This is a genomic window from Sorangium sp. So ce176, assembly GCF_051519835.1.
Classification (GTDB): domain Bacteria; phylum Myxococcota_A; class Polyangia; order Polyangiales; family Polyangiaceae; genus Sorangium; species Sorangium cellulosum_G.
The window spans coordinates 10349455-10362655 of the sequence record NZ_CP150371.1 but is presented as its reverse complement, the minus strand read 5'-3'; the positions used below and the strand labels follow the sequence as shown (position 1 = coordinate 10362655).

The 13201-nt window shown below is 72.3% G+C and carries 10 protein-coding genes; 6 read left to right on the top strand and 4 right to left on the bottom strand.

The window, feature by feature from the left end:
• Nucleotide 1: 1 nt before the first annotated feature.
• A complete protein-coding gene (locus tag WMF42_RS39095; RefSeq protein WP_061609621.1) occupies nt 2-1660 on the bottom strand; it encodes a serine/threonine-protein kinase in 1659 nt (552 codons plus the stop codon).
• A gap of 184 nt (nt 1661-1844) precedes the next feature.
• Nucleotides 1845-2138, bottom strand: coding sequence for a glutaredoxin 3 (gene grxC / locus WMF42_RS39090; RefSeq protein WP_061609622.1), 294 nt, complete (start codon nt 2136-2138; stop codon nt 1845-1847).
• Between the two features lie 80 nt (nt 2139-2218).
• On the opposite strand from grxC, the gene WMF42_RS39085 reads away from it, so the two are divergent.
• The 4 genes from WMF42_RS39085 to WMF42_RS39070 all read left to right on the top strand — a co-directional run bounded on the left by WMF42_RS39085 (nt 2219) and on the right by WMF42_RS39070 (nt 6741).
• Nucleotides 2219-4837 carry an ATP-dependent Clp protease ATP-binding subunit gene (locus WMF42_RS39085; RefSeq protein ID WP_061609623.1) on the top strand — a complete coding sequence of 873 codons (2619 nt, stop codon included), beginning with the start codon at nt 2219-2221 and terminating at the stop codon, nt 4835-4837.
• Between the two features lie 274 nt (nt 4838-5111).
• Nucleotides 5112-5420, top strand: a complete 309-nt coding sequence (rplU, locus tag WMF42_RS39080) for a 50S ribosomal protein L21 (protein WP_020740951.1) — start codon at nt 5112-5114, stop codon at nt 5418-5420.
• 14 nt (nt 5421-5434) lie between these two features.
• Nucleotides 5435-5692: a 50S ribosomal protein L27 gene (gene rpmA / locus WMF42_RS39075; protein WP_061609624.1), complete on the top strand. Its 258-nt coding sequence runs from the start codon at nt 5435-5437 to the stop codon at nt 5690-5692.
• Between the two features lie 218 nt (nt 5693-5910).
• On the top strand, nt 5911-6741 hold the full coding sequence (locus WMF42_RS39070; protein WP_061609625.1) for an HAD family hydrolase: 831 nt from the start codon (nt 5911-5913) through the stop codon (nt 6739-6741).
• A gap of 165 nt (nt 6742-6906) precedes the next feature.
• On the opposite strand, the gene WMF42_RS39065 is transcribed toward WMF42_RS39070, so the two are convergent.
• Nucleotides 6907-8040: a tetratricopeptide repeat protein gene (locus tag WMF42_RS39065; RefSeq protein ID WP_061609626.1), complete on the bottom strand. Its 1134-nt coding sequence runs from the start codon at nt 8038-8040 to the stop codon at nt 6907-6909.
• Nucleotides 8041-8464: 424 nt separating this feature from the next.
• On the bottom strand, nt 8465-10918 hold the full coding sequence (gene recD2 / locus WMF42_RS39060) for an SF1B family DNA helicase RecD2 (RefSeq protein ID WP_437688256.1): 2454 nt from the start codon (nt 10916-10918) through the stop codon (nt 8465-8467).
• 73 nt (nt 10919-10991) lie between these two features.
• Here recD2 and mutM point away from each other — a divergent pair, with 73 nt between their 5' ends.
• Both mutM and WMF42_RS39050 read left to right on the top strand, forming a co-directional pair.
• Nucleotides 10992-11858 (top strand): bifunctional DNA-formamidopyrimidine glycosylase/DNA-(apurinic or apyrimidinic site) lyase, encoded by an 867-nt coding sequence (mutM, locus tag WMF42_RS39055; RefSeq protein ID WP_437688255.1) that lies wholly within the window; start codon nt 10992-10994, stop codon nt 11856-11858.
• Nucleotides 11859-11939: 81 nt separating this feature from the next.
• Nucleotides 11940-13175 carry a LysM peptidoglycan-binding domain-containing protein gene (locus WMF42_RS39050; protein ID WP_437688254.1) on the top strand — a complete coding sequence of 412 codons (1236 nt, stop codon included), beginning with the start codon at nt 11940-11942 and terminating at the stop codon, nt 13173-13175.
• Nucleotides 13176-13201: the final 26 nt, after the last annotated feature.

The window sequence follows — 13201 nt, the reverse complement described above, 5'->3', positions numbered from 1 at the left end:
CTCAGTCCACCTTGAGCTGCAGACCAGCCGCGACCCCCGCCGGCTTCGACGTCGCGACCGCCGGGGTGGCCTGGCTCGACGCGGCGGGCTTCGCGCCGGTGCCCGCGCCCCTCGGGCGCGCTGCGAAGGGGAGCGTCGCCGTCTTCTTCGCGCTCGGCGCGGCCTTGGGGGGCGGGGCGGGCGCTGTGGGCGCCGGCTCCGCGGCCGTCTCGATCGCCGGGGGCACCGGGGTGACGGCCAGCGGCAGCGGGTGGAGCAGGACCTCGATCGGGGTCCTGCCGGCCTGGAGCGTCACTTCCTTGTCCACGGGCGTGTAGCCGGAGGCCTCGACCCGGACCCGCTTCGTCTCGCCCGTGCGCCCGCGCAGCGTGCGGTCGACCAGGGCCACGCCGTCGACGGTGAAGCGCGCGCCCTCGGCGTTCGTCCGGAGCTCGACCGAGACCTGGGCGGGAGGCGCGGGCGCGATGGCCGCCGTCGCCTCCGCCGGCGAGCGGCGCGCGTGGAGGACCGCGCCCGCGAGCCCGCCGATCAGCGAGAGCAGCGCGATCGCGACGAGCACGAGCCGCCGCGGTCCCCGCGCGCCGGTGCGCCCGTTGCTCACCCAGCCCACCTTCGAGCCGCTGCCGGGCACCTCGAGCGTCGGATCCAGCCCGATGCCTGGATCGGCCGGCGTCTGCTTCGCCGGCGTGTGCCCGGGAACGCCGGGCGCGATCGCCGCGGGCACGGTCAGCTCGTCGCTCGAGCTGCGCCGCGGCCCGAGGAGCCCGCCAGCCGCCCCGATCAGCGCGTCCAGGAAATCCCTTGCGGAGGAGAACCGCTGGTCGCGGTCCCGCGTGAGCGCCTTCGCGATGACGCGCGCGATCGGCTCGGGGACGGCCGGGTTGCTCATCCGCACGTCCTGCGCGTCCTTCATGCAGATGTTGACGATCACCTGCTCGTACGAGTTGCCGCTGTGCGGCGGGTGCCCGGTGAGGCACTCGTAGAGGATCGCGCCGGCGGCCCAGAGGTCGGTCCTGCCGTCCACGTCGGGCAGCGCCTGCGCCTGCTCGGGCGACATGTAGAACGGCGTGCCGAGGACGGTGCCCTCCCGCGTCAGCGTGTGGGCCGGCGCGCCGTCGACGCGGCGTACCTTCGAGATGCCGAAGTCCAGGATCTTGGCGAAGTTCGGGTCGTCGTCGCGGTCGACCAGGAAGATGTTGTCCGGCTTGAGGTCGCGGTGGACGATGCCCGCCTCGTGGGCGCGGTGCAGGCCGCGGAGGATCTGCGCGGTCACGTGGAGCGCCTCGCCGAGCTCGAGCCTGCCGCAGCGCCGGATGCGGTGGCCGAGGTCCTCGCCGCGGAGCAGCTCCATCACGAGGAAGGGGATGTCGTCGGCGAAGCCGGCGTCGAAGATCTCGACGATGTGCGCGCTCTCGACGGCGCTCGCCGCCTGCGCCTCGCGGTGGAACCGCGCGACCGAGTCCTTGTTCTGCGCGAGGTCGGCGTCGACGAACTTCATCGCGACGCGCTTGCCGATGGCGGTGTTGACCGCCTCGTAGACCATGCCCATGCCGCCACGGCCGATCACCCGTACGATTTCGTACTTCTGCACCCGCTTCCCGACGAGCGACCCCTCGACCGGCTGAGTCGCTGCGGCAGTGGTGTCGGTGCTGCTAGGCATGGCGGTTGCGACTCTGAGGGGCGGGCGGAGCCCATGAAGCCCTATGGACGAACGGTATCAAAGAAAGCTGCGCCCCGTCCCCGCGCGGCAGCTTATCACCTACCCACGCCGGGGTGCACCTTCGCCGGCGGCGGCCCAGGGGCGCCCGGCCGGGGGCTCGTCGCACCTCGCCCGCCTGCGCCGCTCAGCGCGGCATGGCGGGTGCGTCCGCGCGCGGCGCCTCGGCGAGCCGCGCGTCGAGCGCGCCCTGCTTCTCCAGGGCCGAGAGCTCGCTGAATCCGCCGACGCTGTTCCCGTTGATGAAGATCTGCGGGACGGTCCGCTGCCCGGAGGCCTTGACCAGCCAGGCGCGGAGGTCGTCTCGGTCCTCCACGTTGATCTGCGTGAACCGCACCTGCTTCTGGGTCAGCAGGCGCTTCGCCATGGTGCAGTATCCGCAGTATTCGGTGACGTAGATGGTGACTTCGGCTGCTTGCATGGACATCTCGTCCTCTTTCCTTTCCCGGGACGGCCAAAGATGCAAGCGCACAGGGCCCTTCCTTGGGGTACGCTGCGCGCATGGCCGAGAAAGAGGGGACGATTCACCTCGATCGCTATACCGGCGACGCGAAGCAAGTCGTCGCCGGCGCCCAGCAGATCGCGGACGAGCGCCAGCACACCGAGGTCACGCCGCTGCACCTGCTGACGAGGCTGCTCGAGCGTGACCGGGGGGTATCCGAGGTGTTTCGGCGGGCCGGAGCCGACCCGAACGAGGTGCTCCAGCTCGCCGAGAACGCGCTGAAGAAGCTGCCCAGGGCGGGCGGCGGGGTGGCGTACGTGAGCCCGCGCCTGCTCGACCTGCTCGGGCGCGCCGAGCGGGAGGCGACTCGCGACAAGTCGGCGAGCGTCAGCATCGAGCACCTGCTCCACGCGCTCGCCCAGGAGATCCGCGGGCCCGCGGGGGAGATCCTCTCGTCGTTCGGCATCGGCCCAGGGGCGTTCCGGCCGCACCTCGGCGCGCTGGAGGCGGCCTCGCGGGAGCCGTCGCCCACGCCGGCGAGCGCGTCGGAGCCGGGCCAGCCCGCGCCCTACACGCGGGATCTCGTCGCCGACGCCCGCGAGGGGCGGTTCGATCCGGTCATCGGGCGGGACGTCGAGGCGCGCCGCTTGCTGCAGATCCTCGAGCGGCGGTTCAAGAACCACCCGCTCATCGTCGGCGAGCCCGGCGTGGGCAAGACAGCGCTCATCCGGGGCCTCGCCGACCGGATCGCCCATGGGGACGTGCCCACGAACCTGGCCGGGGCCCACCTCTACGAGCTCGACACCGGCGCGCTGGTCGCCGGGGCGAAGCTGCGCGGCGAGATCGAGCAGCGCCTCAAGGTCCTCGTCGACCGCCTGCGCGGCGAGCAGGACGCCGAGAGCATCCTCGTCGTCGAGGACCTCGACGCGCTCTTCGGCCAGGGGGTGCAGGGCGCCGGCGTCGGCGAGCTCCTGAAGCCGCTGCTGTCGCGCGGCGAGATCCGGATCATCGCCACCACGACGCCGGAGGGCGTGCGCAAGATCAACGAGCGCGATCCAGGGATCATCCGCCGGTTCTCGACGATCACGCTGGAGGCGCCGAGCATCGACCAGGCGACGGAGATCCTGCGCGGGATCGCGACGAAGTACGAGGCCCACCACCGCGTCCGCGTGGGGGAGAGCGCCATCGCCTCGGCTGTCGCGCTGGCCAAGCGGTACATCTCGGACCGCGCGCTCCCCGACACGGCCGTGGACCTGCTCGACGAGACGTCCGCCCGCAAGCGGGTGGAGGTCGACGGGGTGCCGGCCGAGCTCGACGCGCTCAGCCGGCGCGTCGACGCGCTCCGCGCCCAGATCGCCGCGCTCGCCGACGACGACGACAAGCTGAGCGTCCAGACCCGCGGGCGGCTGGAGGCGGAGCTCGCCGAGATCGAGCCGAAGGCGTCATCGATGCGGGCCCGCAACGCGTCGCGTCGCGGCGTCATCGCGGCGTGCCAGTCCATCCGCCGGGAGCTCGTCGCCGCGACGGACGCCTTGAAGGTGGCCCAGCGCGACAAGGCGTTCGCGAAGATCGGCGAGCTCGAGCACGTCACGATCCCGGAGATCAAGCGGCGGCTGCATGCCGCCGAGGAGGCGGCGCAGCGGGAGGGGGTCGCGCCGACGTCGAACGTCGTTAGCGAGTCGGACGTGGCGGCGACGCTCAACGACTGGACCGGCATCCCGGTGGCGAAGATGCTCGAGGGCGAGGCCGAGAAGCTCCTCAAGATGGAAGAGCGGCTCGCGCAGCGCGTGGTGGGCCAGGACGAGGCGGTGCGCGCGATCGCGAAGGCGGTGCGGCGCGGGCGCGTGGGGCTTCGCGATCCGGGCAAGCCGATCGGCTCGTTCCTGTTCCTCGGGCCGAGCGGCGTCGGCAAGACGGAGCTCGCCAAGGCGCTCGCCGAGTTCCTGTTCGACGACGAGCAGGCGCTGACGCGCATGGACATGAGCGAGTTCATGGAGCGCCACATGGCCCAGCGCCTGATCGGCGCGCCGCCGGGCTACGCGGACAGCGAGCAGGGCGGCTTCCTCACCGAGGCCGCCCGGCGCCGGCCGTACAGCGTGCTCCTGTTCGACGAGGTCGAGAAGGCCCACGCGGACGTGTTCAACCTGCTGCTCCAGATCCTCGACGATGGCCGGCTGACCGACGGCCGCGGGCGGCTCGCCGACTTCTCGAACACGGTCGTGATCATGACCTCGAACATCGGGTCGAAGCGCGTGCTCGACACCGAAGCGAAGCTCTGGTCGACGGAGGACGGGCGCGAGGCGATCCGCGACGTGCTGCTCGAGGAGCTGCGCGGGTTCTTCCGCCCCGAGTTCCTGAACCGCATCGACGACATCGTCGTCTTCAAGGCGCTCAGCAAGGAGGATCTCCGGGGCATCGTCGACATCCAGCTCCGCCGCCTGGAGCAGCTCCTCACGGACAAGGACATCCGCCTGGCGCTCACGGACGCCGCGAAGGCGCGGCTCGTCGACCTCGGCTACGAGCCGAGCCTCGGCGCGCGCCCGCTGAAGCGGGCCATCCTGCGCGAGCTCCAGAACCCGCTCGCCGAGACGATCCTGGCGGGCGGGTACCAGGCCGGTCAGAAGATGCTGGTCGACGTGGTCGGCGAGAGGTTTGTCTTCACCAAGGCCGAGGGGTAGCGAGCCCGACCGTGGCCCGGGTTGCGCCGGGCCGCGGGGGCACGCCTGCGGGCCGCCTCCAGGCGCTGCCAGCGGGCAGGCGGCGCTGACAGCGCGCGGGCGACCGCGGGCTGTTTCTCCGGGCGACGAACCTGGGGGAGGGCGCTGCGAACCTCTTGCCAAGCCGAAGAAGGTCCGTATACTGCCGCTCCCTCGCTCACCGGGCCCTCCGAACGAGGGCAATTGCGTGACGTAAGGTGAGGGATCGCGGTCCCCAGGTTGAGGAAGACGCACCATGTACGCGGTCATCAAGACGGGCGGCAAGCAGTATCGGGTCGCCGAAGGTCAGAAGCTCCGGGTCGAGAAGCTTGCCGGCAATGCCGGTGACAAGGTCACGTTCAGCGAGGTGCTCCTCGTCGGCGGTGACTCCCCCAAGATTGGCAAGCCCCTCGTGAGCGGCGCCTCCGTCGCTGCCGAGATCACCGGGCAGGACCGCGGCAAGAAGATCGTGGTCTTCAAGTTCAAGCGCCGGAAGAACTACCGTCGCAAGAACGGCCACCGGCAGCCGTACACCGAGCTCAAGATCACCGGCATCACCGCCTAGCAGGAGAAGTAGACATGGCTCACAAAAAAGGCGGCGGCTCCTCCAGGAACGGCCGTGACTCGAACGCGCAGCGCCGTGGGGTGAAGATCTACGCCGGGCAGCCCGTTCGCGCGGGCAGCATCCTGGTCCGGCAGGTCGGCTCCTCGATCCACGCCGGCCACAACGTCGGCACCGGCCGCGATTTCACGCTGTTCGCCCTCGTCGACGGCGTCGTGAAGTACGAGTGGAAGTCCAACACCAAGAAGCAGGTGTCGGTCTACCCGGGCTCCTGAGCCCTCCTTCCGGATGCCGCGCCGAGCGCGGTGCCATCCAGTCCAGCTAGCCCTGCCTGCAGCGCCCCGTGGGCTCTCGCATTGCTCAAGGCGTTGTGTGATGAACGTCGCCAGCGGCCCGGGACCGGCGAGAGCAAGCTCGGAAACCTGCAGTACTTCGAGCGAGCTCGACTGTCAGTACGGGCGGCGCAGCAGCTCGTCGGACAGAGCGTAGCGCGGTGACCACCTACAAGCTCCTCGCCCTCGATGTCGACGGGACCCTTGTCCGTCGTGATGGATCCATCCACGAGGACGACCTCCTCGCCATCCAGCGGCTCCAGGCGGCCGGTGTACCGGTCTCGATCGCGACAGGGCGTCTGTACTCGGGGACGCGCGAGGTCGCGCGGCGGGTCGGCATCGTCGGCCCGATCGCGTGCGTCGACGGCAGCCACATCGTGCACACCGAGGGCGACGCGCACCTGTACTCGCGCACGATCTCGGGCGTCGAGGCGGCGCTCCTGCGCTCGATCACTGAGCGGCACGCGACGGCGTCGTTCCTCTTCGCGCAGGACAGCATCGTCCACGACGCGACAGGCGCGCCGCACGTCCACTATGTCCGGGGGTGGTCGAGCGCCATCGCCGAGGTCGAGCGGGTCTCGTCGCACCCGTACTGGGAGCACGAGCACGGCCTGCTCGGGCTGGTGGCGATCGGGACCGAGCCGCAGGTCATGGCGGCCGTCGAGGAGGTCCGGTCCGAGCTCGGCCAGGCGGTGTTCGTCGTCTCGTTCCCCCTCCTGCACGACGTCTTCGCGATGCTGGTCCGCGCCGCCGGGCCCACCAAGGGGACGGCGATCGCGTGGCTGGCAGAGCACTACCAGTGCTCGCCGTCGGACGTTGTCGTGGTCGGCGACTGGCTCAACGACCTGCCGATGTTCGAGGTCGCCGGGCGCTCCTTCGCGATGGGGCAGGCGCCCGAGAACGTGAAGCAAGCCGCGACGGACCGCCTGGACGCCGACGGCCTGCTCGGCGGCGGCATCGCCGAGGCGATCCGCCGCGCCTTCGGGCGCTGAGCGCCGGTCAGGCGGCTGCGGCGAGCCTCTTCATGCCGAGGCTGAGTCGCTGAGCTGAGGGAGGGCGTTGCGCCCGCCAGGGCGAGCGGCTGCTGTTCGTTGCTGAGCCGGTGAGCCGCGGGGAGCGCCGCCTAGGACGCCCCCCGCGCGGGTCCTGCGCGCTCGTCAGACCTTGCGCTGCGCCGGCTGGGCCGCCGCGGCGAGCTGCTGCTGCTGCTGCTGCAGGTACTGCGCGACGGCGCGCGAGCGCTCGATGGCGAACTGCTTGACCTCCTTGTTCGGAGATCCGGCGAGCGCGTTCAGCAGCTTGGTCACCTTCTCGAGCTGGCGAGACTGGAAGAGCGCCTCGAAGTAGTTGTTGGCGAGGCGCACGTCGCGGCTCATCTTCGCCTCGTGCGGCTGGAGCAGGCGGACCACCGCCTCGAGGTCGTTCTTCTGCCCGTACAGCGCCGACAGGCAGAGCAGCGCCAGCGGGTCGTCCGGGTTCAGCGCGACCGCCTTCTTGGCGTACTCGACGGCCTTGTCCCGCGTCTCCTCGTTGCTCGCGTAGAAGCCCTGGATCGCGATGTACGGCGCGGCCGTCTTCTTGTCCGCCGAGATCTTCTCCATCTCGGCCACCGCGCTCTCCTCGTCCCCGCGCTGCTTCAGGTACTGGAAGAGGTAGGCCCACGCGTCGATACACCCGGCGTCGATCGCGATCGCCTTCTCGATGTACTCGCGCTCCTTCGCGTCCTCCTTGCGCGCCTGGTAGAGCTTCGCGAGGTGCAGCGAGGGGTAGGGGTTGTCCTTCAGCAGGTTCTGCGCCCCCTTGAGCGTCCCCTCGGCCTTGTCGTGCTTGTCCTGGGAGAGCTGCGCGATGCCGAGCGCGAGCCAGTCGTCGCCCGTGCCGCCCTTCGCCACCACCTTCGAGAGCACCTGCTCGGCGCGCTGCAGCCGGTTGTGCTTGAGGAGCTCCTGCGCGTAGATGCGCCCGCGGTTCAGGTCGTCGGGCTGCTCGGTCCAGTGCTTCTCGAGGCCGGCGAGGAGGTCCTCCAGACCGATCGCGATGGGGCGACCCTGGTCGTCCTGCACCTGCACCGCCGGCCCGTTGAAGCCGAGGAGCTGCCACATCTGATCGAGGGTCACCGCCGTGGGCCCCTGCTCGAGGAGGCCTTTCAGCTCATCGGTCGGCTTGTTCATCGGGATGACGATGAGCGCGTTCCCCGGCACGCCGTTCGGAAACGCGCTCACGGGCGCGACGATCGCCGCCCCCCCGCTGATGTTGAGCCCAGCCGCCTGCTGCTGTCCGTTGGTCGTCATCGTCGATGCTCCGAGATCTCTCCCCCACGCGCGCCGAGGGGCAGGAATCGCCCAGCCTCGCCCCGGTACCCTGCGCGCTGAAGTGATGGGGGTCGTAGTTCGTGTAGAGGGGGCGCGAACGCTAGCAGGGAGGGCCGAGCCGGGCAACGGGGGAGCTCCGAGCGTGCGGGCCCTGGCCGCGGCGGCTCCGCCGGCTCCACTTCGGTTTCCACCCGAGTTTCCGCCCGTGATTCCACCCGAGTTTCCACGCGTGATTCCACTGGTGAATCTCGTCGCGCCGCCCGCGCTCCAGGCCAGCCGCGCTGGGCCCTGCTGCGCTGTCGCCTTGGTCGTATCGCGCGTCTCGCGCTCGCTCGTGGGATCGTTGTCGTTGTCGCTGTCGCCGTCACGGACGCTCATGTCGCTCGCCCTCTCGGCCAACGTCCTAGTCGAGTCGCGGCCCGGCGGCGAGAGCCGGCTTGGGCTCGAGCGCCGGCCCGGAGCGCGCCGGCGCCGCGCTGCGCAACCGCTCCGCGAGGTGGGTGCGGCGCTCCTCCTTGCGCGTCTCCGCCAGCGCCAGCGACACGGCTCGCGGATCGGCGATGAGCACCACGAGCCGCTTGCCGCGGGTCACCGCCGTGTAGATGAGGTTCCGCGACAGCATGACGAAATGCTGGGTGAGGATCGGCACGATCACGGCCGGATACTCGCTCCCCTGGCTCTTGTGGATGCTCGTCGCGTAAGCGAGCGTCAGCTCGTCGATCTCCCCCTCTTCGTAGCCGACCTCGCGATCGTCGAAGCGGACCTGGAGCTTCCGCTCCTCGGCGTTCAGGTCCGTGATGAACCCGACGTCGCCGTTGTAGACCTCGCGGTCGTAGTCGTTGCGGAGCTGCATCACCTTGTCGCCGAGCCGCAACGTGCGCGCGCCGCGCGTGACGCTCGGGCCCTCGGGGTTCAGCGCCGCCTGGAGCCGCGCGTTCAGGGAGATCGCGCCGGCCTCGCCCTTGTGCATCGGCGTGAGGACCTGCACGTCCCGCCGCGGGTCCAGCCCGAACCCCTTGGCGATGCGCTCCGTGACGAGGTGCAGGATCAGCTCCGCCGCGGCCTCGGCCTCGGTCCGCTCGATCACGTAGAACTCGCCGCCGGGGCCGCGCGCGCCCTCCGGCGGCTCGCCGTCGTGGATGCGGTGCGCGTTGCGGACGATGAGGCTGCCCTCGGCCTGCCGGAAGATCTGCGTGAGGCGCACCGTGGGCACCTCGCCGGAGGCGATCACGTCCCGCAGCACCGCGCCGGGGCCGACCGACGGGAGCTGGTCGACGTCGCCCACAAGGACGAGCCGCGCCGCGTCGGACGTGGCCTGCAGGAGCGCGTCGGCGAGCGCCAGGTCGAGCATCGACGCCTCGTCGACCACGATCGCCGCCGCCTCGATCGGGCGGCCCCGCTGGCGCCCGAACTTGCGCTGCTTCGGGTCGAACTCCAGCAGCCGATGGAGGGTGACGGCCTCGCGCCCCGTCGCCTCGCTCATCCGCTTGGCCGCGCGCCCCGTCGGCGCGGCGAGCCGCACCGGGAGCCGGGCGCGATCGAACAGCGCCAGGATCGCCCGGACGATCGTCGTCTTGCCCACGCCCGGGCCGCCGGTGACGACCAGCACCTTGTTCCGCGCGGCCTGCTCCACCGCGGCGCGCTGCGCGGCCGCCAGCGCGACCTTCGTCTTCTCCTCGAACGCGGCGATCGCCGCGTCGACGCCCTCCGCGAGGCGCGCGTCGCTCGCCGCGTCGTCCTCGTCGCCCCCCAGCAGGGAGCGCATCCGGCGCGCGAGCCGCACCTCGGCCTCGTAGAGGTCCTTCGGGTAGACGGCGACCTCGCCGGTCGACAGCGCCTCGACGCGGACGTGGCCGCTCGCCACGAGCGCGTCGATCGCGCTGTCGACCTCGGCGGCGTCGCGCTCGAGCATCGTCGCGGCGAGCTCCGCGAGCTCCGGCCGCTCCGCGAGCGTGTGCCCGCGCGTCGACAGGTCGACCAGCGTCTGCAGCACGCCCGCCTGCGCCCGCTCCGGCGAGTCGGCCCGGACGCCGATCGAGCGCGCGATCCGGTCGGCTGTCTTGAAGCCGATGCCCCACACGTCGAGCGCGAGCCGGTACGGGGAGCGGGAGACGATGTCGATCGCGTGCGGGCCGAACCGCCTGTAGATGCGGCTCGCCAGCGCCGGGGACGCGCCGTGCGCCTGGAGGAAGATCATGATGGCCCCGATGGCCCGCTGCGCCGCCCACGCCTTCGCGACGGCCTGCGCCCGCCGCTGGCCGAGCCCGGGGACCTCGGCGAGCCGCTCCGGCGACCGGTCGAGGATCTCGAGCGTCTCGGCGCCGAACGCCTCGACGATCCGCTTCGCGTACGCGGGGCCGATGCCCTGCACCATGCCGGAGCCGAGGTAGCGCTCGAGCCCGTCCAGCGTGGCGGGGGCGATCGGCAGCAGGGTCTCGACCTTGAGCTGCTCGCCGTGCTTCGGATCGCGCTCGTAGCGCCCGGTCGCGCGCACGCGCGTGCCCGGGCCGACCGGCGGGAACACCCCGACCCAGACCTCCGGCGCTGCGCCCGGGGTGACCTCCACCCGCAGCACCCGGAAGCCGCTCGACTCGCTCTCGTAGGTGACGCGGACGACCTCTCCCTCGACCGTCGCGGACCCGTCGCCCGCCACCTCCCTGGCCGAGAAGAGCTTCCGCTGGCCCCCGCCGCCCGGGTGCCGTTCGCCCGCCGCGGCCGGCCGCTCGCCGGCCCCGGCCGGTCGCTCGTGCGGGCGCGGCGCGCCGTCGGGCGCCGCGGCCGGCCCCGGATGGCGCGCCGTCGCGGCCGCCCCCTGGGCTGCCGGATCGGGGCGGCCGCTCCGCTGGGACCCTTGCACGAGGGCAGCATGTAGCCGCCGCCCAGCCGGCGGCAACGCCCTCGTGCGCCGCGGCGCGTGATAGTCCTCGCGGGTGCCGGAGCTCCCGGAGGTCGAGCACGCCGCCGCCTCGCTGCGCCGCTTCCTCGCGGGCGACCGGATCGCGTCCGCCGAGGGCGATCCGACCCGCGTGTTCCGCCGATCGAGCCGCGACGCTTTCGAGCGCGAGCTGCCGGGCCGCGCGCTCGAGCGCGTCACGCGCTTCGGCAAGTACCTCGTCCTCGAGCTCGACGGGGGCGTGATGCTGCTCAGCCACCTCGGGATGTCGGGCAAGTGGGTGCGCCGCGCGCCGGGAGAGCCCGCGCTGGGGCACAGCCGCGCGCGGCTGCGGCTCACCTCGGGGAGCGTGCTCCACTACAACGACCCGCGGCTCCTCGGGCGGCTCGCCGTCCTGCGCGGCGCCTCGCCGCGCGAGATCCCCGAGATCGCCGCGCTCGGCGCCGATCCGCTGCGCGACGGGATCGACGTGGACGCCCTGCTGGAGCGCGCCCGGGCGAGCGCGCGCGCCGTGAAGGTGATCCTGATGGACCAGGCGGTGATCGCCGGCCTCGGCAACATCCAGGCGACCGAGGCGCTCTTCCGGGCTGGCGTGCACCCGGCGCGGCCGGGCCGCTCCCTGTCGCGCGAGGAGGTCGCCGCCATCGCCGCGGGCATCGAGGCGTCGATCGCGCACACGATCACGGCGATCGGCGCCGGGGAGATCGCGTACCTGTCCGAGTCCGGCGCGGCGCCGAACCCGTTCCAGGTCTACGCGCGCGCCGGCGAGCCGTGCCCTCGCTGCGGCGCGGCGCTGGAGACGCGCGCGATCGGCGGGCGCTCCAGCGCCTTCTGCGCCCGGTGCCAGCCGGAGCGCAGCCGCGCGCGGCCGCGGGCACAGCCGCGTAAGGCGCCCGGGCGCTGAACACGCGTCGCGTGAAGGGCGCTGTGCGACCGCCGGGCCGCGGTTGGCGTGTCGTCCTCGTGCCGGTATAGTGGCGCCGCGATGGGCCGCAGCAGCTTGGTTTCCGTCCTCTGCGCCCTCATCGTCGCGGGCTGCGCCGGGAGGGCGCCCGTGGCGGCGCGGTCGAAGGACAGCCTGCTGCGCGCGGCCGCCGCTGTCTCATCGGAGCACGGCGCAGGCGCGCCCAGGACGGCGGCGGACCACGCCGCGCTCGCGGCCGCCCACGACCACGATCACGACGACGAGGTGGACGAGGACGGCGGGGAGGTCGACGACGACGTCGAGCTGCCGCCGGAGCCGGGCACCGGCACGCCGGCGCGCTCGCCGCTCGCGGCCATGACCGACGCGCAGATCGAGGAGCTGCTGTCGAAGGACCCGGCGGCGCTCGGGCCGATGTCGGTGGGCGCCACCAACGCGGGCGCGCTGTTCAACGGCATCCGGATGCCCGAGAGCGACAGGTGGGAGCTCGTCGACCCGGGTCACGCCTGGGGGACGCGCGAGACGGTCGACGCGCTCGATCGGGCGATCGGGGAGGTGCACCGGCAGTTCCCGGGGAGCCCGAAGCTCTACATCGGGCACATCAGCGCGCGGGACGGCGGCCGCCTCTCGCCGCACAAGAGCCACCAGGCCGGGCGCGACGTCGACATCAGCTACTTCCTCGACGCGAGGCACCGCTGGTACCAGCGGGCCACGGCGGCGAACCTCGACCGGGAGCGCACCTGGGCCTTCGTCCGGGCGCTGATCACCGAGACCGACGTGGAGCTCATCCTCATCGACACCAGCGTGCAGAAGCTGCTCAAGGAGCACGCGCTGAAGATCGGCGAGGACAAGGACTGGCTCGACGACGTCTTCCAGTTCGGGTCGAGGAAGCCGCGGCCGCTCATCCGTCACGCCCGGGGGCACGCGAACCACATCCACATCAGGTTCTACAGCCCGATCGCGCAGGACTCGGCCGTGCGCGCCTACCCCATGCTCGTGAAGCGCGGGGCGATCAAGCCGACGGCGCAGTACGTGCGCCACCTCGCGAGGAAGGGGCAGACCCTGGGCTCGCTGGCCCGGCGGTACGGCACCACCGTGGAGGCGATCAAGCGGGCGAACGGCCTGCGATCCACGGCGATCCAGGCGAAGCGCGTCTACAACATCCCGCGGCCGTCCGGCGGCCCCGCCGCCCCGCCGAAGCACGTCACGGTGCCGCCGCGCCGGCTTCCGCCGCCGAGGGCGGCGGACGCGTCCACGCCGGCGCGCCACGACGAGCCCGGGCCCGCGCTGGGCGGCTGAGCCGGCGAGGGGCGCGCGGCGGTCGT